At 43.6% G+C, this 23,150-nt stretch carries 19 protein-coding genes; 13 read left to right on the top strand and 6 right to left on the bottom strand.

All coding sequences use genetic code 11. The annotated features are described in order from the left end of the window. The first annotated feature begins 46 nt into the window (after positions 1-46). The 9 genes from Q1X33_RS06350 (at position 47) to Q1X33_RS06390 (ending at position 9,663) form a co-directional block, all read left to right on the top strand. Positions 47-937, top strand: coding sequence for a carbohydrate ABC transporter permease (locus Q1X33_RS06350; protein WP_005227284.1), 891 nt, complete (start codon positions 47-49; stop codon positions 935-937). A 12-nt stretch (positions 938-949) separates the two neighbouring features. Further along, positions 950-1,801, top strand: coding sequence for a carbohydrate ABC transporter permease (locus Q1X33_RS06355; protein WP_005227285.1), 852 nt, complete (start codon positions 950-952; stop codon positions 1,799-1,801). After that, entirely contained in the window at positions 1,801-2,226 is a 426-nt protein-coding gene (locus tag Q1X33_RS06360; RefSeq protein WP_005227286.1) for a hypothetical protein, read from the top strand. The genes Q1X33_RS06355 and Q1X33_RS06360 overlap by 1 nt, the downstream gene beginning before the upstream one ends. Before the next feature lie 15 nt (positions 2,227-2,241). Further along, the gene (locus Q1X33_RS06365; RefSeq protein ID WP_005227287.1) at positions 2,242-3,198 is read left to right on the top strand and encodes a family 43 glycosylhydrolase; all 957 of its coding nucleotides are present in this window, start codon (positions 2,242-2,244) and stop codon (positions 3,196-3,198) included. A gap of 17 nt (positions 3,199-3,215) precedes the next feature. After that, entirely contained in the window at positions 3,216-4,838 is a 1,623-nt protein-coding gene (locus tag Q1X33_RS06370) for a glycoside hydrolase family 43 protein (RefSeq protein WP_005227288.1), read from the top strand. 10 nt (positions 4,839-4,848) lie between these two features. Then, a complete protein-coding gene (locus Q1X33_RS06375; RefSeq protein WP_034868841.1) occupies positions 4,849-6,294 on the top strand; it encodes an alpha-N-arabinofuranosidase in 1,446 nt (481 codons plus the stop codon). Between the two features lie 4 nt (positions 6,295-6,298). Further along, on the top strand, positions 6,299-6,565 hold the full coding sequence (locus Q1X33_RS06380; protein WP_005227303.1) for a DUF6171 family protein: 267 nt from the start codon (positions 6,299-6,301) through the stop codon (positions 6,563-6,565). A gap of 137 nt (positions 6,566-6,702) precedes the next feature. After that, positions 6,703-7,629: an AraC family transcriptional regulator gene (locus Q1X33_RS06385; protein WP_005227306.1), complete on the top strand. Its 927-nt coding sequence runs from the start codon at positions 6,703-6,705 to the stop codon at positions 7,627-7,629. A gap of 33 nt (positions 7,630-7,662) precedes the next feature. Beyond that, entirely contained in the window at positions 7,663-9,663 is a 2,001-nt protein-coding gene (locus tag Q1X33_RS06390; RefSeq protein ID WP_005227307.1) for a TIM-barrel domain-containing protein, read from the top strand. A gap of 123 nt (positions 9,664-9,786) precedes the next feature. On the opposite strand, the gene Q1X33_RS06395 is transcribed toward Q1X33_RS06390, so the two are convergent. Beyond that, positions 9,787-11,052 (bottom strand): glycoside hydrolase family 27 protein, encoded by a 1,266-nt coding sequence (locus Q1X33_RS06395; RefSeq protein WP_005227309.1) that lies wholly within the window; start codon positions 11,050-11,052, stop codon positions 9,787-9,789. A gap of 120 nt (positions 11,053-11,172) precedes the next feature. Here Q1X33_RS06395 and Q1X33_RS06400 point away from each other — a divergent pair, with 120 nt between their 5' ends. From Q1X33_RS06400 to Q1X33_RS06410, 3 genes are all read left to right on the top strand, one after another. Next, positions 11,173-12,072 (top strand): AraC family transcriptional regulator, encoded by a 900-nt coding sequence (locus Q1X33_RS06400; protein ID WP_301969588.1) that lies wholly within the window; start codon positions 11,173-11,175, stop codon positions 12,070-12,072. Between the two features lie 50 nt (positions 12,073-12,122). Continuing rightward, a complete protein-coding gene (locus tag Q1X33_RS06405) occupies positions 12,123-14,063 on the top strand; it encodes a glycoside hydrolase family 127 protein (protein ID WP_301969589.1) in 1,941 nt (646 codons plus the stop codon). A gap of 175 nt (positions 14,064-14,238) precedes the next feature. After that, positions 14,239-17,070 (top strand): discoidin domain-containing protein, encoded by a 2,832-nt coding sequence (locus tag Q1X33_RS06410; RefSeq protein ID WP_005227314.1) that lies wholly within the window; start codon positions 14,239-14,241, stop codon positions 17,068-17,070. A gap of 130 nt (positions 17,071-17,200) precedes the next feature. On the opposite strand, the gene Q1X33_RS06415 is transcribed toward Q1X33_RS06410, so the two are convergent. From Q1X33_RS06415 to Q1X33_RS06430, 4 genes are read right to left on the bottom strand one after another with little or no spacing between them, the layout of a single operon-like run. Beyond that, the gene (locus Q1X33_RS06415) at positions 17,201-17,863 is read right to left on the bottom strand and encodes an ABC transporter permease (RefSeq protein WP_005227316.1); all 663 of its coding nucleotides are present in this window, start codon (positions 17,861-17,863) and stop codon (positions 17,201-17,203) included. Between the two features lie 4 nt (positions 17,864-17,867). Next, positions 17,868-18,788, bottom strand: coding sequence for an osmoprotectant ABC transporter substrate-binding protein (locus tag Q1X33_RS06420; protein WP_005227318.1), 921 nt, complete (start codon positions 18,786-18,788; stop codon positions 17,868-17,870). Beyond that, complete coding sequence (locus tag Q1X33_RS06425) at positions 18,788-19,423, bottom strand: ABC transporter permease (protein ID WP_005227319.1); 636 nt, start codon at positions 19,421-19,423, stop codon at positions 18,788-18,790. Before Q1X33_RS06425 ends, Q1X33_RS06420 begins: the two co-directional genes overlap by 1 nt. A 3-nt stretch (positions 19,424-19,426) precedes the next feature. After that, positions 19,427-20,602 carry a betaine/proline/choline family ABC transporter ATP-binding protein gene (locus Q1X33_RS06430; RefSeq protein ID WP_005227327.1) on the bottom strand — a complete coding sequence of 392 codons (1,176 nt, stop codon included), beginning with the start codon at positions 20,600-20,602 and terminating at the stop codon, positions 19,427-19,429. 352 nt (positions 20,603-20,954) lie between these two features. Here Q1X33_RS06430 and queA point away from each other — a divergent pair, with 352 nt between their 5' ends. Beyond that, positions 20,955-21,986, top strand: coding sequence for a tRNA preQ1(34) S-adenosylmethionine ribosyltransferase-isomerase QueA (gene queA / locus Q1X33_RS06435; RefSeq protein ID WP_005227329.1), 1,032 nt, complete (start codon positions 20,955-20,957; stop codon positions 21,984-21,986). Between the two features lie 450 nt (positions 21,987-22,436). Here queA and Q1X33_RS06440 read toward each other — a convergent pair whose 3' ends face one another. Further along, on the bottom strand, positions 22,437-23,147 hold the full coding sequence (locus Q1X33_RS06440; protein WP_005227331.1) for a DUF975 family protein: 711 nt from the start codon (positions 23,145-23,147) through the stop codon (positions 22,437-22,439). Positions 23,148-23,150 lie beyond the last annotated feature (3 nt).

The following is a 23,150-nucleotide window of genomic DNA, read 5'->3' on the forward strand; positions in this document are numbered from 1 at the left end:
GTGAAGGGGGGATAATTCTATCCCCTTTTCCAATTTTTAGAAGGGAATGAAAGGAATGAAAAAAAAGAGCATTAACTGGGCATCGATCGCATTCATTGGACCACACATGGTACTCTTTATTATTTTTGTATGTATTCCAACGATCTATGGTATTTATGCTTCATTTACGCAATGGAATTTGATCTCTGATCCAGTCTGGGTCGGTTTTAACAACTATAAAACATTATTGTTTGATAGTTCCTCGACGTTCTATACCCAATTTTGGAATGGTTTGAAAAATACCTTTATTTTCGTTTTGATCATGGTGCCGTTACAAATCATCATTCCACTGATGATTGCAGCTGCATTGCAACATAAAAAAGTGAAGCTGAAAGGACTTTTTCAAGCAATTCTATATATTCCAGGTCTTATCTCTGTTTCAGCAGGTTCTTTGATTTGGTCATTGATTTTCCACTCTCGATTAGGTGCCGTCAATAATATTTTTGGGTTCGATTTCTCTTGGGCTTCGCGACAACCCTATGCTTGGATCTTAATTTTTGTTGTCAGCATTTGGGGAGCAATCGGTGGTAACATGATCATTTATCGCTCAGCTTTAGCGGGTGTCAATGAAGACCTTTATGAAGCGGCAGAGATCGACGGAGCGGGAGCATTCCAAAAATTCTTGAATGTGACCTTGCCATCTATTCGCTTTCCACTGTTATATACGATCGTGATGACAACTGCTGGAGCATTTAATGTCTTTGCGCAGCCTTTGATGATGACAGGTGGAGGTCCAAACCAAAGCACGACTGTATTGATGATGTATATCCGCTCACTGGCTTTTAGTCAAGGAGAGTCAATTGCAGGAATGGCTTCGGCAATGGCAGTCATCTTAGGATTGATCATTATGTGTGTGTCCGTATTTCAATATTTTCTTTTAGATAGAAGCAATACTTAAGGGGGCAAAAAAATGAATACACAAAAGAAACATATACCTAGTATGGTCATCGCATATTTGTTTCTGATCGTTTTATGTATCATCTGGGTTATTCCATTGATTTTTAGCTTCGCCACTTCTTTTCGTTCTCAAACCGAAATCGTCTCCACTGGGTTTCGTTTATTACCCGTAAACTGGATATTAGATAACTATGTAGCGATTTTGACTAATACGTCTACTGCACCAATAATGCAGTGGTTATGGAATTCAATGTTTATCGCAGTCACGCACACTGTTTTAGTTGTGATCGTTGTTTCAGTGACCGCTTATGGCTATGGCAGAATGCGGTTTAAATACCGTGATCGTATCTTTTATCTTTTGATGGGCATCTCGATGTTTCCCGGTGTAGTGAATTTGATTCCGTCTTACAAAATCATTGAAACCTTCGGCTGGGTCAACTCTTCTCTTGCCATGATCATTCCAGGCTTAGCAGGAATGGGAAATATCTTTCTTGTGCGACAGTTTATGAAAGGTATCCCGCTTGAATTTGACGAGTCAGCACGAATGGATGGTGCAGATGAATTTACAATTTTTGCAGAGATCATCGTTCCTTTGATCAAACCTGTGTTGATCGTTGCAGGCCTCTTTTCTTTCACAGGTTCATGGAATGATTTCTTGTGGCCAGTGATCGTGTATACGGATGTTAGTAAAATGCCGATCACAGCCGGTTTGCTATTACTACAAGACATTTATGGCAACTACCGAATGATTGGTCAATTGATGGGCTCGGCATTGATTGCGATCATTCCCACCGTCATGCTGTTTCTATTTGCTCAAAAATACTTCATTGAATCTATGAACTTAAATGCAGGAATAAAAGGATAGTGAAGATCATGAATCGAAAATTGGAAAGAAATTTACTACGTGCCAGTGCGGTCTGGGATGTCTGTATTGGTCTTGTAACGATGTTTGGGTATTATCCTTGGTTTGAAGAACAAGGGATCGCAGCATTTCAAAATCAAAATCAGTATGAATACTTGCAGTCAAGTCTGGTAGGAATGATATCGAAGGTAGTTATGATCGTTGCGTTAGCGACGATTTTGATGGGCGTTATCAGTTGGATCAACGCGAAGAATATGCGAGACAAACAAATAAACAAAGGAACGATACGTTGGATGATCGCCTGTGTCATCATCCATTTGATCATCTATGATGTGATCGGTGTCGTCCTCTATTTACTAGCTACGACGATGTATATGTCTAAAAACAAAGCAATAAAAATACTAAAAACGGAAAATGGAATTATTTAAGAAGGTGTAGAATTTATGGCAGAAAATTATTTGGAACCGATTGTATTAGAACGTGCAGACCCATGGATATACAAGCATACCGATGGATATTATTACTTCACTGGATCAAAACCAGGGTATCAGGAAATCGAATTAAGGCGTGCGAAAACCTTGAAAGGACTGGCTGACGGTGAAGTAAAAGTCATCTGGACGGCTCATGCCGAAGGCCCCATGAGTGAACTGATTTGGGCACCAGAGATTCATTTTATTCAAGGGAAATGGTACATCTATTTTGCTGCTGCAGATCATAGAGAAGTCAGAAATGATCAGCATCATCATCGGATGTTTGCGATCGAAAATGCGAATGAAGATCCCTTTGCAGGCGAGTGGGTAGAAAAAGGACAGATCAAGACGCAATTTGAGAGTTTCAGTTTAGATGCTACGGTATTCGAACACAGGAACCGATTGTATTATGTCTGGGCACAAGCAGATCCAAACATTCCAGGCAATTCCAATCTTTATTTATCAGAGATGGAAAATCCTTGGACATTGAAAGGAAAGCAGATTCTGCTGAGCATTCCTTATTATGAATGGGAAAAAATTGGCTTCAAAGTGAACGAGGCACCAGCTGCTTTGATTAGAAATGGAAAAGTGATCATTACTTATTCAGCCAGTGCGACGGATGAAAACTACGCGATGGGACTGTTGTGGGCAGATGAGGATAGTGATTTATTGAATGGGTATTCTTGGCATAAGTTGAAGGAACCAGTCTTTTCAAGTTCTGAACAAAATTCCCTATACGGACCAGGACATAACTCCTTTACAGTCGATGAGGAGGGGAAACAAGAGATCTTAGTGTATCATGCAAGACCAGAAAAAAATGATTACAGTAATCCTTTAGAAAATCCCAATCGACATGCGTATGTCCAACCGTTTACTTGGAAAAAAAATGGATTACCTGATTTTGGCGAACCCGGTGCAGTCAAAGGATAGATAAAAGAGAGGGAAAAATGAATACAAAAAGAAAAATGCTCTGTTTAACCATGTCCGTTTTTTTTACTAGTTTATTTCTTGCTGGCTGTCAAACAGGAGATGCTGCTGAGCAACTTTCACAAAAGGAGTGGGAAACAACGACAAAAAATCGAGTGTCGATTCATGACCCATCGATTACTTCTATTCATGTTGGTGACCAAGAGCTATTTTACGTATTTGGTTCGCATCTCGCCCAAGCGAAAACAGAAGATTTACAAACTTGGGAAGTGCCTTTCACTCACGAATATGAATCAATGGAAGACAATATGATCTATGGTAACACAAAAGAAAATCTAGCTGAGACTTTTGAATGGGCAGGCTATGATGATGCCGATTCACAAGGTGGTTACAGCCTTTGGGCACCAGATGTCATTTGGAATGCTGATTATGAATGGTCAAATGGAGACAAAGGAGCCTACATGCTCTACTACTCAGCTAGTTCTACTTGGCGGCGTTCAGCGATTGGATTGGCCGTAGCTAAAACGATCGAAGGACCTTACAGCTATGCGGATACCGTGATCTATTCTGGCTTTACAGAAAAAGATTCGACAGATGGTAGTGAACGCAATACCAACTATCAAAATACCCATTTGGCCAAATTGATCAAAGAGGGGAAAATCAGTGGGTTCAGTGAAAACTGGGCGATCGAAGATGGTCTGACGTATAACACCGATTATGCGCCAAACGCCATTGATCCAGCGTTGTTTTATGATGAAGAAGGGAAACTATGGATGACCTATGGTTCTTGGTCTGGCGGTATCTTTTTATTGGAAGTTGATCCAGCCACTGGAAAACCAATGTATCCTGGGGAAGATAGCACGACGGAAGATGGGCGTATCATTGATCGCTATTTCGGGATCAAGCTTTTTGGCGGCTATCATCAATCAGGAGAAGGTCCCTATATTGTATATGATGAGGAAACCGATTATTATTACCTATTCGTCACTTACGGTGGTTTAGCAGCAAAAGGTGGTTACAATATGCGACTGTTTCGCGCTGAAAAACCAGAAGGACCTTACCTTGATGCCCAAGGAAATAGCCCAATCTTAGAACAAGGGGACCAAAATTCAAACTACGGCATCAAATTGATTGGCAACTACCAATTCTCGTTTCAACAAATGGGGTATCGAGCAGCGGGACACAATTCGGCGATCATCGATGAGAATGGTCAGTGGTCCTTGGTGTACCATACGCGCTTTAACAATGGAACCGAAGCCCATGAAGTGCGGGTCAACAGAATGTATATGAATGAGGAGGGCTGGCCAGTTCCAGCACCCTACGAGTATCGAGGCAATGAACAAGTAGCGGATGCTTTGACAGAAGATGACATTATCGGGCACTATGAAATCATTAACCATGGTACCGACAATGGAACGACCATGCTAAAAACGCAGACGATCGAGCTTCAAAAAGATGGAAGCGTTACTGGTGACCTGACCGGAACTTGGACGTACGATGCGGGATACTTGGCATTGACTTTTGAAGAAGCGACCTTCAAAGGAATTTTATTAACTCAGGAAATAACAGAATTTGAGCAGCAAAAATTAACGTTCTCAACGATTGGCGATAATAATGAGTCCATTTGGGGAATCAAAGAATAGGAGTATAACAATGACGATTAACATTCAAAACACAAAATCAGGAACAACGATTAGCAAATATATCTACGGTCATTTTGCAGAGCATCTAGGCCGTTGTATCTATGAAGGATTATACGTTGGAGAAGATTCGCAAATCCCAAATAAAAATGGGATGCGGATCGATGTGGTTGAAGCACTGAAAAACATTCAAATCCCTGTGCTTCGTTGGCCAGGCGGCTGCTTCGCCGATGAATACCATTGGAAAGACGGGATTGGTCCTAAAGAAAACCGCAAAACGATGGTCAACACTCACTGGGGCGGCGTGACTGAAAACAATCATTTCGGGACCCATGAATTTTTTGAATTGATCAAGCAGCTGGAATGTGACGCGTATGTCAACGGCAATGTCGGCAGCGGAACGGTGCAAGAAATGTCGGAATGGGTGGAATACATCACGATGGATGGCATTTCTCCGATGGCTGATCTTCGCAGAGAAAATGGCCATGAAGATGCGTGGGAAATGAAATTCTTTGGCGTAGGAAACGAAAACTGGGGCTGCGGCGGCAATATGCGGCCAGAGTATTATGCGGATCTGTATCGCCGCTATCAAACCTATGTCCGCCAATACGGTGACAAAAAAATCTACAAAGTTGCTGGCGGAGCGAATGTCGCAGACTATCATTGGACAGAAACACTGATGAAAAACGCCCATTGGTTGATGGACGGCCTAAGCTTGCACTACTACGTTCATCCGCAGGGCTGGGAAGAAAAAGGGAGCGCCTTGAAATTTGATGAGGCAGAGTGGCAAGTGACCTGTGAAAAAGCAGCCTACATGGATGAATTATTGACCCGCCACAGCGCGATCATGGACCAGTATGACCCAGAACAGCGTGTGGGAATCATTGTTGATGAATGGGGCACTTGGTTCTCAGCAGAACCTGGGACGAATCCAGGCTTCTTATACCAACAAAATACGATCCGTGATGCCATGGTCGCAGCGATCACCTTGAATATTTTCCATAAACATGCCAAGCGAGTGCATATGGCAAATATCGCACAAACCGTCAACGTTCTGCAGGCGATGATTTTGACAGATGGCGAACAAATGGTGAAAACCCCAAGCTATCATGTCTTTGATTTGTACAAAGTCCATCAAGATGCTGAAACCGTTGATAGCCATGGAACTAGCAGTGATACCATTACGTATACGATTTCGAAAAAAGAGGATACGATCCATCTATCGGTTTGTAATTTTGCTACCCAAGGCACGGAAGAATTATCCTTCTCCCTGGAAACAGCGATCAATGAAGTGAAAGAAGCTCGTTATATCGTGGGGGACAAAATGAACGCACACAATGATTTTGATCATCCTGAAGATGTGGTGATCCAAGACTTCACCGCTTACGATGTTGAAGAGAACAAAGTCAGCTTGCGGGTGCCAGCAATGAGTGTTCTAACGATCTCATTGACAGTCTGAGCCCATGACTTGTAAAGGATGCGAAGTGAAAGATGCTGCTGCAGCAGCACAGGAAGACATTGAATCCTTGATTGCAGAACAACTTTCTTTAGAAAGCGACTTGGCTTCGCCGGAGATCGTCAGTAGGAGAATCGCTGTTTGTGAGACTTGTCCATTGCGATTGAATCATACCTGTACCAAATGCGGCTGCTTTTATCGGTTTCGCGCAAATTTAGCTAAGAAAAACTGTCCTGCAGGAATGTGGGAACAAACAGGACAGCTCGTCAAGTAGCTGTCCTGTTTGTTTCAATTGGTCAGAAGGATCAACAGATAAACTATTTTTTCGATTACGCTTACATAATCGTTGTAGATACGCTATGATAAAACGAAAAACACTGTTAACAAAGTGGAAAGTGAGCGAGTGATTCAATGAAAATAAATCAACCTGCAGCGCTTGCTTATTATGAAGCTGCGAACCATGGCACGGAAGATTTCCCATTAGCATATTATCCTAATTTAGTGAGTGTTTGGCGAGAATTCTTTTTTGTGCCACATTGGCATAAAGAAATCGAAATTTTATGTGTCCATCAAGGACAGCTAGAATTAGTCGTTAATGGATTCTCACGCAAGATTAAGGCAAATACGATCGTCCTGATTCCTCCCAACACTTTACACACTGCCTATCGAATCGCACAACAAAGCTGCCGTTTTTCGTGTATCGTTTTTTCTGAACAATTAATCACGAGTCGACAATCAGATAGAATTCAAAGCCAACAAATCGATCCTTTTTTGATACAAGAAGGTGTTACTTCTTATGTGGATTTTCCAGATAAAAGTCAACAAAGTCTCACCTTGTTTCAACTATTTGATCAATGCTTTATGGGGAAATCGTCCTATCGTGAATTACGTCTGAAAGGGATTGTTATCCAACTCTTGTCACATCTATTAGAAGTTGGGACCGACCAGCCAGCAAAAAAATCAAGCGAGCGCCTCCAAGAAAAACGGGAAAAAATAGTTTTATCTTATATTCATAGTAATTATCATGAAATGATCCAATTACAAGATTTGGCCGATTCTGTTTCCTTAAGTAAAGAGCAATTTACACGATTTTTTAAACAATCATTTCGAACTTCCCCAATGGCTTATCTAAATCATTATCGCTTGATCCGATCGGCAGAATTGTTGCGAGAGACTGATTTGACCATGGTGGCGATCGCTCAAGCTGTCGGTTTTTGTAATAGTAATCATTTTTCTGTGTGCTTCAAAAAGATGTTTGGTGAGACCCCTACACAATATCGGAAAAATGACATGATTACGATAGAACACGCCATAAAATCGAAGGATAGCCCTCTGTAATCCAGCTATACTGAAAAAAAGGAGGGTTCAAAAATGTCGTTTTTTTCAATAGGTGAGAATTACCTCGAATTTCAAAATGGAAATGAAGTCGTGCGCATTATTGCTTGGGGCACGAACAGTTTGCGGGTGGTGAGTGCACCGTCTGGTGAACTAGATTTATCCTGCTGTGCATTATTAACACAAGATTCTAAGGCCGAGGTTGCGATTGAGGGGGATGTAGGATCTATCGGTAATGGAAAAATCCACGCAGTAGTCACCAAAGAGTCAGGCTGGAACAACTATGGCAAGATCACTTTTTACAATCAAAAAGGTGAAGTGATTTTGAAAGAAGCAGCATCTGGCGGTGCGCTCTTGAAAAAGGCGCGGTTTTTCAAGTCGATTATTGGAGGAGATTTTCAACTAAAAGCTACTTTCGAAGCCAATCATGAGGAGAAAATCTATGGTATGGGGCAATATCAACAGGATATTTTTGATCTAAAAGGGTGTAATTTAGAATTAGCGCATCGAAATTCACAAGCTTCGATCCCCTTTTATTTATCAAACAAAGGATACGGCTTTTTTTGGCACAATCCAGCAATCGGTTCGGTCTCTTTTGGTAAAAATACGACCGAATGGCGTGCCGAAAGTACGAAGCAATTGGATTACTGGATCACTGCTGGAGAGACACCAGCTCAAATCGAAGAACAATTTAGCCAAGTGACAGGACGGGCACCTATGATGCCCGAATATGGTCTAGGATTTTGGCAATGTAAACTTCGCTATGCGACACAAGCGGAAGTAGTGGCGATCGCTAGGGAACACAAAGAGCGGAACATTCCCGTTGATGTACTAGTGATCGATTATTATCATTGGCCGCGCTGTGGTGATTTTCGCTTTGATGAAAATTTCTTTCCAGACCCCAAGGCGATGGCAGAAGAAGTACGAGATAAATATGGAATCGAGCTAATGGTATCGATCTGGCCCCAAATCGACACGCGTAGTGAGAATTTTCAAGAGATGAAAGAAAAAGGCTTATTAGTCAAAACGGATCGCGGCATTGATGTACAGATGTTGTTTCATGGGAATAACATTTTTTATGATCCAACAAATCCTAAAGCTCGAAACTATGTCTGGGAGAAAGCATCAAAAAATTATGTCAATAACGGCATTCGCTTGTTTTGGTTGGATGAGGCTGAACCAGAATTTGGTACGTATGACTATGATTCCTATCGTTATTATGTAGGGAGTGTGTTGCAAAAAGGCAATATTTATCCCCGTGAGTATGTTCGTGGTTTTGATGAGGGAGAAGCCTCCTCACAAAAAGAACATTCAATCAAATTGGTTCGTTGTGCTTGGGCGGGCAGCCAACGATATGGGGCATTGGTTTGGTCCGGCGATATTCATTCGACTTATCAAGACTTTCGCAACCAAATCGTTGCTGGCATGCAAATGGGGTTAGCAGGCATCCCGTGGTGGACAAGTGACATCGGCGGATTTCATGGTGGTTCTGTGACAAGTCTAGATTTTCAAGATTTATTGATCCGCTGGTTTCAATACGGGACTTTTTGTCCAGTCATGCGATTGCATGGTTCACGTACTCCCCATAAAAAAATCTTCAAGGCAGATGGTGAAGAAACAGAGCAAACCGGAGCAGCTAACGAAATATGGGCGTTTGGGGAAAAGAACTATGAGATTATGAAAAAATTTATTGGAATTCGTGAATTGATGCGGGACTACTCGCGTGAATTGATGCGCGCAGCTCATGAAAAAGGAACGCCAGTCATTCGCCCAACTTTTTATGAATTTCCAGAGGATCACCAGGCATGGGAACTGACAACACAGTATCTCTATGGTTCTGATATTCTAGTAGCGCCCATCGTTGTAGCGCATGCTACTGAGCGTGAGGTATATTTGCCAACAGGAGCAAAATGGACCGATGCTCGAGATGGAACTATCTATGAAGGTGGACAATGGATTGTCGCACAGGCACAAATTGATTCCTTACCAATCTTTTTACGAGAGGGAAAACAGAGTTACTTGATTCATGAAGTGTAACTGGAAATGGTTACGGTGAGTTGTTTGTAAGACTAGTAGGTACCTTGTTGAGAGGGGAAGAACCATATGAATAGAAAAGCAACACAATGTGCTCAGCACATTGTGTTGCTTTCATTGAGAGGACTATTGTAATGGGCTTTTGAGTAACAAGACACCATGAGTAGGAACCTCAGCATCGGCAATTGTTTGTTCTTTTTGTTGCCATAACTCAGTGCCGCTTTTAATTGGTAGTAAAGCAGCGATCGATTTTGGGATGGTTTGCGTTTGATCAGAAACATTGAAAATGGCATAGTAGACGGCTGTGTCGCTCAACGCCTCCCAAATGATCCACTCTTGATCACGATAGAACTCTTTTTTCGTATGAATTCTTCGATACATTTCTAAGACTTCAGTATTCGTCAATAAACGTAAGGTAAAGGGATCGATGTCTGGTAAAGTACCACCGAACATCAATGGAGATTGGAAGATCGTCCATAAACTCATCAATAAGTATTGCTCGTCTTCCGTAAAACGTGTCCAGCTATCACCACCGCCACCATCAACTGCCCGAATGCCGATATGACCCAACGGCAGCATATCACAGTCAGGCCAGTTACCTGGACGGACGAAAGGTGCCCACTCTGCTGCTCGGTCAAACATGGCGTAAAGGGCGTCCCAATGATCCCAAAAGTCATCCGTCAAGCGCCACATATTGGCATGATTTTGAAAGAAACTACCATTTTTGAGGGCAGCTGGTCCGGGAGACAAAGAAAGGACGATCTCTCGACCCGATCGATCGATCGCACGGCGAATCGCTTTGATTTCTGCTTTATGGGCATCACCGTAAATTTTCGAATCGCCGATATCATCCACCTTTATAAAGTCAACACCCCAAGAAGCATATAATTCGAGCAAAGAATCATAATAAAGCTGTCCTTCAGGCAATGAAACATCGACCCCATACATATCGGAATTCCAAGGGCAGATTGAATTCATAGCAATGTCCCGTGCCCGTTTATCCGTTCCTTTGATCGGCGTATTTTGATGAACTGCTTGTCGTGGAATGCCGCGCATGATATGGATACCAAACTTCAGCCCTTTTTGATGCAGATAATCACCAAGTTTTTTGAAACCAGCGCCATCTTTTGCTGAAGGGAAACGGTTCTCAGCAGGAATCAAGCGAGAATAGTCGTCCATACACAACGGATAAAAATCATTGTACCTTGTAGACTTTGCTTCTGGTTCGCTCCATTGAATATCCACGACGACGTACTCCCAACCATAAGCTTTCAAATGCTCTGCCATAAAATCTGCATGGGCGATCACTTCTGCTTCGGTTACAGAAGCGCCATAGCAGTCCCAAGAATTCCATCCCATTGGGGGTGTTTGTGCAAAATGTAAAAAAGACATTGATTTCCTCCTAGTACGTTTTTCTTATAGTATAGTAAGCAATAAAAAAGAGAGGGAAAGTTTTGTCTACTAGAAATAAAAAAGAAAGAAATCGTCAACGAATGAAAAAGGAGTTGATCAATGGTGTTTCCACAAGAAACAAACTATGCGAAGATTACAGCATACTATAGTGTTGCCCTTGAGCGTTTTTCCATGGATCCACATCAACACCCAGCGTGTGAGATCATGTTTGTGACCAAAGGGAAGTGTAAGATAAAGGTGCAAGATCAAGTAATTGTTCTGGAAAGAAATGATTTCGTTTTCATAAACGCGTTTGTGGAACACGCCTTACTCGTTGAAGGAGATTCCTGCACCATACTGAATATTGAATTTCTTCTGAGTGAGACACCGTCCGGCCTTTGTGTTCGTGATGTTTTTGCATACATCAAAGGAAATGTACAATTGAATGAGCCTTACGCGAAAAGTCGCGATGTCCGCCAATTTGGACAAGCGATCAAATCATTGCTGCAGCTGCTAATGATCTATGATACTCAAGAGCAACCGTCTGCTGAACGGCAATTTACGATCGAGCTCTTGTTTAAGCGGATGTTGATGGAATTAGCCTTTTCATTACGTACGAAAGAAACCAAACGGGGCAATTGCTATGTGAACGCTGCGATCAACTATATTCAACAGCATTTTGATGAAGATATTCAAGTCTCCCAAATCGCAGCGGCGGTGGGGATTACGAAAACCTACTTGCATAAACTCTTTCATGAGCAACTGGGAGTGACGGTCAACCATTTTCTCACCAGTGAGCGTCTGAAGCAGGCAGCATTTTTACTAAGCAATAGTCAGCTGCCAATCGTCGAAATTGCCGCTCAAGCAGGATTCAACAGTAGGCAGCACTTTACCAATACCTTTAAACAGAAAAAAGGCATGAGTCCTAAAGCCTACCAGCTCTTATATAAGCAAACGATCAAAGAAGAGGCAGGGCAACATATCACAGGAGATGATCCGGCCTTTTTATTAATGAAGTAAATATAGAACGAATGATTAAACATAAAAAAGTAAAAGAACAGGAGAACGAAATGAAAGAATTCGCATTAAACAAGATCCAGCTTACGGACGAGTTTTGGCAAGGATACCAAGAGCTTGTTCGCAAAGAAACGATTCCTTACCAATACCAAGTCCTAAATGATGAAATCGATGTAGATGTTCAAGCAGAACGGGAAGATCCCAATTTGCCAGCTGGGAAAAGCCATGCATTGGCGAATTTTCGCATCGCTGCAGGGCAAATGGAAGGGGAACATTTTGGCTGGTTTTTCCAAGATAGTGATGTCTACAAATGGATCGAGTCGGCTGGGTATAGCTTGTTGAATACTAGCGATCCGCAATTGGAAAAGACAGTAGATGAAGTGGTTGACTTAGTTGCTGCTGCGCAAGAAGCGGACGGCTACTTAAATACCTTCTTTCAATTGACCCGACCGAAGTTAAAATACCGTCAGCTGTATTTCAGTCATGAACTTTATTGTGCCGGGCATCTAGTCGAAGCGGCTATCGCTTATGATCAAGCAACAGGCAAGGATAAATTACTGACCGTGGCAGAGAAAAATATCGCCAATATTTGCACGTATTTTGGGCGGGAGCCTGGAAAAATTCAAGGTGCTGATGGCCATCAAGAGATCGAATTGGCTCTGGTGCGTTTGTATGAATACACCGGTAAACAAACCTATTTGACATTAGCTGATTTCTTTCTTGAAGTACGTGGGGAAGATCCTGCCTTTTACGAAAAAGAAATCTTGAAAAACCAAGCGGATGGCTTATCGGATGAAACGCCAAGGGTAGACCTCACCTATTTACAAGCCTACGATCAACCTAAAAAGCAGCATGAAGCCAAAGGTCATGCGGTACGAATGCTGTATATGGCAAGCGGGATGGCAAAAGTCGCCCAGCATACCCAAGATCAAGCATTAATCGACGCTTGCGAAGCGATTTGGGAAGACATCGCCTGTAAGAAAATGTATGTGACCGGTGGCGTCGGCTCAACCGTTCACGGGGAAGCCTTTGTCGGTCCCTATGATTTGCCAAATGATACGATGTATTGTGAAACCTGTGCAGCTATTGCATTGGTCCAATTTTCTTTTGAGCTGTTCAAACTAACCAATGAACCAAAATATTTAGCGACGATGGAACGAGCGTTGTATAATAGCGTCCTTTCTGGTGCGGCAATTGACGGTAAACACTTTTTCTACGTGAATCCTTTGGAGGTCAATCCCCAACGAGATCAAGAAAATCCTGGCAAAGGTCACGTCAAAGCCCAACGACCCGATTGGCTCGGTTGTGCGTGTTGTCCGCCGAATTTTGCGCGGATGGTCGCTTCGCTGCAGCGCTTGGTTTACACTTGCGATCAAGAGAAGCTTTACGTGAATTTATTTGTAGCAAGCCGTTTAGAAGAACCTGATCAATTTACGTTTGAACAAACGGGCGGGTTTCCTTTTACAGAGGACCTCACGATTCGCTATCAAGGCATTCCAAAGACGCTCATCATCCACAAACCTAACGGACTAAGTAAGTTTCAAATCGATAGTGAACACGAATGGCAGGAGACGAGCGAGGCAATCATCTTTGAGGCAGTCGAAAACGTGACGGCCAATATCCGTTTTGAACAACCATTGCAAATCTTGCGTGCGAATCCTCAAGTTATTCAAGACATCAATCAAGTCGCATTGCAACGTGGCCCATTCGTGTATTGCATAGAAGAAGCCGACAATGGTCAAGCACTCTGGCGTTGCCGCATCGACCCACAGGCGCTGGAGGCGACCTTTTCGAAAGAGGATACGTTGTTGCCAACTACTTTACGCTTGGCGATCAAAGGCTACCAAAGCGAAGAATGGTCGGGAACAACCCTTTACGAAGAACGAGCGGAAACGGTCATACCTCGTACGTGGCAACTGATCCCATACAATTTATGGGGCAATCGGGGCATAGGCGAAATGCGCGTTTGGCTGCCGCTCGTTGGAAAGAAGTAAGAAGTAAGCAGGGCCAAAGAGCTTCCCTAAAAGGAGGCTCTTTTTTTTCTAAACTCAACCTTCTTGGATTTGTTGCATGATTTCTTTAATTTGTTCCTATATTCCGATCTTTGAAAGCGTTATCGTTTTAGTGTAGGAATGTTGGCGAGTTTATGTAAAACAAGGAGGAAAAAGTGTGACAAGGAAAATCAGTAAAGTTGGCGCATCTTTGTTGGTATTAGCAGCGGCAACGGCAATCGGCGGCTGCACTCAAAGTGAGGCGAAGACAACTGGAAAAGTCGTTTACCAAGAAACAGCCAAAAGTACGTTGGAAAAAGCGATGGACAATCAACCGGAGTCGTCTTATTGGTTCCCAGAGGATTTGTTGGCATGGTCTTTTGAAAAAGATCCAGATGCGAAATACAATACCAGCGTTGTTCCATTAGCGCAGCGGGCAGCTAAAGAGACGTTGCCGAAGATGAATGACACGCAAACGGCAGAAACCAAAGTCGTGGCGCTTTCGATCATGAATAGCAGTACGAGCGGCAATGCACCACGTGGGATCAATACCTTTGATGCCAATGTCTTTTCTTATTGGCAATACATCGATCAATTGGTTTATTGGGGCGGCTCTTCTGGCGAAGGGATCATCGTACCACCAAGTCCTGATGTGACAGATGCTGCTCATAGGAATGGCGTGCCGGTTTTAGGAACGATCTTCTTTCCGCAAACTGCCCATGGTGGGAAGCTGGAATGGCTAGATACGTTTTTAGCTAAGGATGAGGACGGCAACTTTCCGATCGTAGAAAAAATGATCGAAGTTGCCAATACGTATGGCTTTGATGGCTGGTTCATCAATCAAGAAACCGATACGGCGGTCACTAGTTTTGATGATGCAGCGGAAGGTGTCGAACAATCGGGGACTGATGGTAAAGGATTAAATGAAAGCCACGCCAAAGCGATGCAAGAATTGATTGCCCAATTCAAAGAACAAGCCGACGAGCATTTAGAGATCATGTGGTATGATTCCATGACGAGTGATGGGAAAATGGATTGGCAAAACGCTTTGACGGATAAGAACAAAGCCTATTTAGTGGATGCAGAGATGAACCCATTGGCAGATAGTATGTTCTTGAATTTCTGGTGGACCACTGACAAACTGGCGGACAAAGAGCTGTTGAAGGCCTCCAATGAAAAAGCCCGTGAAATCGGTGTCGATCCTTACAATCTTTTTGCTGGGATTGATGTGCAAGAAAATGGCTATTCAACGCCTGTACGCTGGGATCTGTTTACGGATGAAAAAGGCGTTCCTTATACCTCATTGGGCCTGTATGTGCCTAGCTGGACCTATTCTTCTGCTAGTACGCCGGATGATTTCCAAAGCAAAGAGAATGCTTTTTGGGTCAATAACACGGGCGATCCTCGGGAAAGCCAGCTGCCAGAAGCGACAGAGTGGCCTGGGATCTCCACCTATGCCCTGGAACAGACCGCTATCACAGAGCTGCCTTTTGTGACGAATTTTAGTCTGGGGAATGGCTACAACTATTTTATCGAGGGAGAAAAAGTGTCCAGCCGCAATTGGAACAACCGAAGCTTGCAAGCTGTTTTGCCGACCTATCGTTGGGTCTTTGACCATGGAAAAGACAATGATCTGGCTGTATCAATCAATTATGCGGATGCCTATAATGGCGGAAATGCACTGAAACTACGTGGACAGATGACAAAAGGCAGTACCAGTCACATGGCATTGTATCAGACAGCATTTCCTGTGACGAAAAAGACGAAATTGACGACGACTGTCAAAGCAACGGTACCGACAGCTCTTGATTTGGTCGTGACTTTAGCTGATGGTTCAACACAAACGATCAAAGGAGACAAAGAGGTCGCAACAGACTGGACGACGATCACTTACTCATTGAAAGACATCAAAGGGGAAGTGACAGCGATTGGTTATGACATAACCACGAAAGAAACCAGTGATGTCTATGAGTTGAATTTAGGGCAATTAACGATCGGAGATCAGAAAGCGGAGAAATTCGCTGCCGAAGCATTGACGGTTGAGGATGTGCTCTTTGATGAAGAAGAGGGCAACTATGCGGGGGTCCGTTTAACGTGGGAAGCTGCCAAGGACAAGACAGCTGCGGTTTATGAGATCTACCAATTGAACGATGACGGCTCACGCTCCTTCTTAGCAGCTACGCCAGCAACCAACCACTATTTGAATGCCGTTGAACGACCCAAAGGAACGAAAACCAAGTTCGCGGTGGTGGCAGTGGATCGCTATGGCAATCGTGACAAGCTATCCGATACGGTGGAGATCACTTGGCCGAACAATCAGCTGCCAAAAGCAGCCTTTACAGCCTCTAAAACCTTAGCGGCACCGGGGGAAACGATCACCTTCACGAATACCTCATCTGCGAATGCCGAAGCATTTGAATGGACGTTTGAAGGCGGCGATATCACCAGCAGTACAGAAGAAAATCCCCAAGTGACCTATTCGGAACCAGGTACCTACAAAGTCACGCTTGTTGCCAAAAACGAAGCAGGAGAGACCCCTCTGGAAATGGCGGGATTGATCACGATTTCTGCTGATGCGCCGAAAGAGTTGCTACTGCTTTCAAAAGATGCCGAAGCAACTGCTTCATCGTTTGTCAATGATGCCGAAGCACCAGCTTTTGCCCTGGATGGTGATTTGAGTACGAAGTGGTGTGCGACAGGCAATGCGCCTCATGAGTTGATGATCGATCTCGGTCGACCACAAACGGTCAGTGAAGTCCGCCTCGCCCATGCGGAAGCTGGTGGAGAAGGCCCAGACATGAATACGCGGGCGTATACGGTGCTCGTCAGTGAAGATGGCAAAGACTATGAGCCAGTTTCACGAACGTTGAAAAATGAAGCGGGCACTAGCACCAATACATTTGCCGTCAAGAAGGTGCAATATGTAAAAATCAGTATCGATAAACCAACACAAGGAGCAGATTCGGCAGCCCGAATCTATGAAATCGAAGTATACGGAATGGATAAATAGCGAAAAAGAGCAGGGCGTTAACCCTAAGAAGGGAAGCGTCTGAAGCATGCTTTTCTGAAAAATGACCGAACCAAAAAAGCCGTTGCGACCAATAAATGGTCACAACGGCTTTTGCTTTTTCCAAATAAGTTTAGCGTGACGTACGGCTGGCTGGATCTAAGCGGCGTTCAATAAAGCTTAGCCCAAGATCCGTAATGATCGCCATCAAGGCAGTTGGTAAAGCACCGGCTAAGATGATCGATGCACCATCTGTCGCATTGGTTCCGCGGATGATGATGTCCCCCAGTCCACCAGCACCAACGAAAGCGCCAATAGCGGTGATACCGATCGCCACGACTAAGGCGTTTCGAATCCCTGCCATGATCACCGAAACAGACAATGGCAATTCGATCATATACAATCGCTGCCAGCTAGTCATCCCCATCCCTTTGCCGACATCTAACGTATTGCGGTCGACTTGGCGCATGCCAGTATAGGTATTTTTGATGATCGGTAACAAAGAATAAAGGAAAATCGTTAAAATCACGACATTCACACCTAAGCCCATGCCGATCATTAAAATCGAGATCATCGCTAAAGATGGAATCGTCTGGATGATATTGGCGAAACGAATCACCCAATCTGCCAAACGCATTTTTTTAGAAATCAAGATCCCGATTGGAATCCCGACGATCGAGGCAAAAAGTACCCCGTAGATTGAAATCAAGAAGTGACGAATGAACTGAGCAAAAACATAGCCGCCATTTTCTTGAAAATAGAAAAGAAATTGTTGGAATAAATTCATGTCTGCCATTTCGTCACTCTCCTTCGAAGTAATTATTTTCTTCTAAGAAACGTTCGGCAACTACCGTTGGTTCTAGAAGGTCATTATCCACTTGGTAATTCAATTCTTGCATTTTTTCGGTATCGATTTTGCCTGCTAATTTGTTCAGGGCATCGCCAATTTCAGGTGTTTCTTTCAACAATTTGTCATCGACGATCGGTGCGGCATCATAAGGCGGGAAGAAGTTTAGATCATCTTCCAGCATCACGAGATCGTAACTGCCGATCCGGCCGTCGGTTGAGTACCCTAAAACGATATCCATTTTTCCGTTATCAACAGCATCATAGACGAGACCGATCTGCATCGGTAGGATATTTTGGAAAGAGAACCCATAGGCTTTCTGGAAGCCATCGTACCCATCGCCGACCCGTGTGATCCACGCGGTATCGACCCCTGCAACCAATTGATCCGCGACATCTTTCAAGTCACTGACTTTTTCCAATCCGTATTCTTCGGCAGTGTCTTTCCTGACAAGAAAGACATACGTGTTATCAAAGCCGTAAGAAGGGAACCAAGTCTGTTGGTACCGTTGCTCAAATTCTGATTTGACTTTGTCAAAGGCGGCTTGCGGATCAGATTCTGGTTCCAACCCTAACGTCGTGGTCAAGTCAGTTCCTGTGTAGCGAGCAGCTGAGATCGACGCATCGCCATTCATCATCGCTTGGTGATTGATGGTCGTTGTTGCTAAGTTGTTAATGACGGTTGTGTTTTTATCCGTATAGTGTTCGACCATACCTGCAACCACCGCGCCAAGAATTTGGGCTTCGGAAGTGATGCCACCTGTGATCGCCACGGTATTCTCATCAGAAGTCGAGGCTAAACCGGGAAAGGAACAGCCGGACAGTAAAGCGACACTTAAGGAAAACAACAGCGCTAATTTTGAAGTTTTTTTCATTACGCATCCCCCCTTAAGGCAGCTGGTGTCAGTTTGTTTTCTAACAAACCCAGTAACCAGTCAGCTAATAAAGCAAAGATCGTCACTGGAATCGTCCCAGCAAAAATCAAAGGCGGTTGGTAGTTGTTTAGTCCGCTAAAGATCAAATCACCAAGTCCACCGGCGCCAATGTAAGAAGCCAAGGTAGCCCAGGCTAAAACATACACGGCCGATAAGCGGATCCCTGCCATGATCGTTGGGATCGCTAGAGGTAATTCCACACTGATGATCGACTGTAAGTTGGTCATCCCCATCCCTTTGGCAACATCGCGGTAATTCCAATCGACTTTTTTCATTCCAATGTAGGTATTTCGTAAAATCGGCAACAAGGAATAAATGAAAAGAGCGACGATAGCAGGGACTTTTCCCACACCTAAAATCGGGATCATCAATGCCAATAGTGCCAAAGAAGGCACGGTTTGCAGCGCACTGGTGATGCCGATCACGATCGTTGCTGCTTTGGGGAAACGGGTCAAGATCACACCGATCGGTACGGCAACAAGAATCCCTAAGAGCAAAGCCGCAAAGGAGATATACAAATGTTCAAGACTTTTGGTGACCAATTGGCCGCCATATTCATTAAAGAAGCTTTGCATGCGCTAGACCTCCTCAGTTTCTTCAGGTTTCGCCGACTCAATGGCTTCCATGATCGATGGCTCATCGCCCCAAATCACGTCATAAACGATATCAACTAAGGAAGCACGGGTCAAAATCCCGACTAAATGTTTGTCGGCATCTACTACCGGCACATATTTTAAGCCCCGTTTTAAGATGCGTTGCAAGGTATCCCGCAACAAGGCGGTTTCGCGAACGAAAAAGACATCTTTGTTCAAGATATCGCCGACACTAGTAACTTTGCCACGGTTGCGGTCGATGGATTCGACATCGATGTAGCCTTTTAGCACGTTGCTATTGTCGGTAACAAGCAAGGTATCGACCCGTTTTTCCCGCATCAAGTGAATCGCTTCTTGTAAGGATTTTTCTGGTGTGATAGCGATCGGGGTATTTAACATTACGTCTTTGACTGGCGTCGTGTCAGGTTTTGCTTGTAACAAGCGGTCTTCACCGATCAATTCTTCCACAAACGGTGTTGCTGGGTGTTGCAGAATATTTTCTGGTGTATCAAATTGAATGACTTTTCCTTCACTCATGATCACGATACGGCTAGCAAGCTTCAATGCTTCGTCCATATCATGGGTAACGAAGACGACGGTTTTTCCAAGCCGTTCTTGCAAGTCTTTGACCAAATCTTGTAGGGAATCACGAGTGATTGGGTCTAGTGCGCCAAAAGGCTCATCCATTAAAATGACATCTTGGTCAGCTGCCAAGGCACGGACAACACCGATCCGTTGCTGTTGCCCCCCAGACAATTCGTTGGGGTAACGGTCGAGCATTTCTCGCGGCAATTCCACCAAGTCGATCATGCGCTCGGCAGTTTTGTTGCGTTCTTCTTGGCTGACTTTTAACAATTTTTGAACCAATGTGATGTTTTCCCGAATCGTCATGTGAGGCATCAAACCGATGCTTTGGATCACATAGCCGATTTGACGGCGCAATTCCACTGGGTTGATCTCTGTAACACTTTTTCCATTGATCAAGATTTTTCCTTTAGAAGGATCCGTCATACGGTTGATCATCCGCATACAAGTCGTCTTTCCGCTACCACTTGTCCCGATGAAGCAAATGAATTCGCCTTTTTCAAAGGAAAGATTCACATCTTCAACAGCGACTTTACCACCTTTGTAAATTTTGGATACCTGCTGAAACTCAATCATGATGTCACCTCTATTTTTATTTAAGCAATCTGAATAATGGCTTAGAATCTGTACTAAGTATGCCGAAAAGTCACGTGTTATTCAAATAATCTGCCCATTTTTTTCATAATTGTATAGACAAAACTGAAAATAGCGCCATAAGCAAGTCCAAATTAAGGAGCGATGCATAGAGAAAAGAAGCAGCGGAAATATGTCGTTATTTTTCATTGGGAAAAGGGGTGCTTTTTTGTAGAACGCCTTGGCAGCAGTCTCTTTATTTTTTTCTAAGAAAGGGCAGAATTAAAAGCTGTTTTTTCAATTTTTATAAAAACATGCTAGAATAGAGAAGAATTTAGGGAAAGAGAGGAACAACATGCTTACAACTGAAGATTTTGATTTTGACTTACCGGAAGAACTGATCGCTCAAACGCCATTAAGTGATCGCTCAAGTTCCCGTTTATTAGTGGTTGACCGCGAGACTGGCAAATTTGAGGACAAGCACTTCTATAACATCATTGATGAATTGGCACCCGGTGATGCCTTGGTGATGAATGATACGCGGGTGCTACCAGCTCGTATTTATGGCGAAAAACAAGAAACAGGTGCCCATCTGGAAATCCTTTTACTGAACAATATTGAAGGGGATACGTGGGAAACCTTGATCAAGCCAGCCAAAAGAGCCAAAGTCGGCACGAAGATCACCTTCGGCGACGGACGATTAGAGGCAGTGGTGGAAGAAGAGCTCGATCACGGCGGCCGGATCATTCGTTTTCAATACAAAGGAATCTTTTTAGAGATTCTGGAATCACTTGGCGAAATGCCGTTACCGCCTTACATCAAAGAACGGCTAGAAGACCCAGACCGCTATCAAACGGTTTATGCCAAAGAAAACGGCTCAGCTGCTGCACCGACTGCCGGCTTGCATTTTACCCCAGAATTGCTGGAGCAGATCGCAGCGAAAGGCGTTAAACTGGTTTATCTGACTTTGCACGTTGGTTTAGGAACGTTTCGTCCAGTCAGTGTCGATAATATCGCTGATCATGAGATGCACAGCGAATTTTACCGTTTGACAGAAGAAGCTGCCGCGCAATTGAACGAGGTTCGGGCAAATGGCGGCAAGATCGTTGCAGTCGGTACGACTTCGATCCGTACGTTAGAAACCATTGGGACCAAGTTTGATGGGCAAATCAAAGCCGATAGTGGGTGGACGAGTATTTTTATCACGCCAGGCTATCAGTTTAAAATCGTGGAAGCTTTTTCTACCAACTTCCACCTACCAAAATCAACCTTAGTGATGTTAGTCAGTGCCTTTGCAGGACGCGACCTAACACTTTCTGCCTACCAGCATGCCATCGATGAGCGATATCGCTTCTTTAGCTTTGGCGATGCGATGTTCTTAAAATAAACAAAAAAACTGAGCGACGTAAGCGGCTCTTTAAGTTGAATCAATTTCTCAACTTTTAGAACTGCTTTTTTTGTCGCCCAGCTTACTACTAGAGGAAGGTATAAGTGGTGGTCGCTTTTTGTGGTCCATGCAAAGCAATGTTTCTCGAAAATTTGTTTTCATTTACAAACTTACACATGTTTCGTGTATTCCGATACAAAATGAGACGTATCATTTTTCGATATGGAAATGTTCGATCCTTGTTACGTTTTTCTTCTTGTTACTTTACACGTTTGGTACTAGGTGAAACTTGTACGTTCAACAACTTTTAGTAGATTGAGTTTGCGATATTTACGAAAACCACCAACAGAGTTGCTACCTTCCTTACACGTATACTATAACACGAAACGGAAGCGTTTGCAAAAGAAAACGATTCTTTTCTTCAAAAAAAAAGACCGGCGAACCGATCTTTTAAGCAAGTGCTCGTTTAGGCAGATTGTCATAGAATGCTGCTTTGGTTGCACTGATGTATGGCGTCAACCATAAGTAGCCAATTCCTGCTGTCATGATGGCCAAAATGTGCCAGCCGATGAAGCTCAGATCAAGGATGAACAGTTGACCTTTGTAGCCTTTCATTAAATGACGGCTACCTGTGATGCAGCTGAGAAAATCTGGCCGCATGCCCGTTTCTTCATAGGTATCATAAAAGACAAAATATGCTTGAGAATAAGAATAAGCTTTAATGATCCCAGGAATGATAAACAGGAACGTCCACAACGTCGTGAAAATAGTCGACAGAATATAGATGACGATGATCCCTAACACGAAAGCGCCACTGAAGCCGCGAAAGACATCAGAAAAAGGCTGGATCGATTGCTTCTTACCGCGTAAAATGTCAAGGAAAGTCCAAGAGATCCCAGCACCGAATAAGGCAGAAAATAGACCGCTGATCAAACCGCCACCACTGCCGCTGCCACTTCCTCCTGCGGAATTGACTGCGTCAGTGGAACCAAGATCATTAAACATACCGCTTTGATACAATGGAATAACAGCAAGAACGATAATGACGAGTGCGATAGCGATCGAGATCAAAGTCGGTACAATACACATCAAAACACTGTCTTTCCAGCGGCCTCTCAGGATTGCTTTTGCTTCTGCTTTTAGTTCTCTATTTGATTTCATTTC

It is taken from the genome of Enterococcus sp. B2E4, assembly GCF_030499455.1.
Taxonomy (GTDB): domain Bacteria; phylum Bacillota; class Bacilli; order Lactobacillales; family Enterococcaceae; genus Enterococcus_D; species Enterococcus_D casseliflavus.

Bases quoted from the DNA above. Each gene is read 5' to 3' on its own strand.
- Q1X33_RS06350 (WP_005227284.1), top strand. From the start codon at position 47: ATGAAAGGAATGAAAAAAAAGAGCATTAACTGGGCATCGATCGCATTC.
- Q1X33_RS06355 (WP_005227285.1), top strand. From the start codon at position 950: ATGAATACACAAAAGAAACATATACCTAGTATGGTCATCGCATATTTG.
- Q1X33_RS06365 (WP_005227287.1), top strand. From the start codon at position 2,242: ATGGCAGAAAATTATTTGGAACCGATTGTATTAGAACGTGCAGACCCA.
- Q1X33_RS06370 (WP_005227288.1), top strand. From the start codon at position 3,216: ATGAATACAAAAAGAAAAATGCTCTGTTTAACCATGTCCGTTTTTTTT.
- Q1X33_RS06375 (WP_034868841.1), top strand. From the start codon at position 4,849: ATGACGATTAACATTCAAAACACAAAATCAGGAACAACGATTAGCAAA.
- Q1X33_RS06380 (WP_005227303.1), top strand. From the start codon at position 6,299: ATGACTTGTAAAGGATGCGAAGTGAAAGATGCTGCTGCAGCAGCACAG.
- Q1X33_RS06385 (WP_005227306.1), top strand. From the start codon at position 6,703: ATGAAAATAAATCAACCTGCAGCGCTTGCTTATTATGAAGCTGCGAAC.
- Q1X33_RS06390 (WP_005227307.1), top strand. From the start codon at position 7,663: ATGTCGTTTTTTTCAATAGGTGAGAATTACCTCGAATTTCAAAATGGA.
- Q1X33_RS06395 (WP_005227309.1), bottom strand. From the start codon at position 11,052: ATGTCTTTTTTACATTTTGCACAAACACCCCCAATGGGATGGAATTCT.
- Q1X33_RS06400 (WP_301969588.1), top strand. From the start codon at position 11,173: ATGGTGTTTCCACAAGAAACAAACTATGCGAAGATTACAGCATACTAT.
- Q1X33_RS06405 (WP_301969589.1), top strand. From the start codon at position 12,123: ATGAAAGAATTCGCATTAAACAAGATCCAGCTTACGGACGAGTTTTGG.
- Q1X33_RS06415 (WP_005227316.1), bottom strand. From the start codon at position 17,863: ATGGCAGACATGAATTTATTCCAACAATTTCTTTTCTATTTTCAAGAA.
- Q1X33_RS06420 (WP_005227318.1), bottom strand. From the start codon at position 18,788: ATGAAAAAAACTTCAAAATTAGCGCTGTTGTTTTCCTTAAGTGTCGCT.
- Q1X33_RS06425 (WP_005227319.1), bottom strand. From the start codon at position 19,423: ATGCAAAGCTTCTTTAATGAATATGGCGGCCAATTGGTCACCAAAAGT.
- Q1X33_RS06430 (WP_005227327.1), bottom strand. From the start codon at position 20,602: ATGATTGAGTTTCAGCAGGTATCCAAAATTTACAAAGGTGGTAAAGTC.
- queA (WP_005227329.1), top strand. From the start codon at position 20,955: ATGCTTACAACTGAAGATTTTGATTTTGACTTACCGGAAGAACTGATC.
- Q1X33_RS06440 (WP_005227331.1), bottom strand. From the start codon at position 23,147: ATGAAATCAAATAGAGAACTAAAAGCAGAAGCAAAAGCAATCCTGAGA.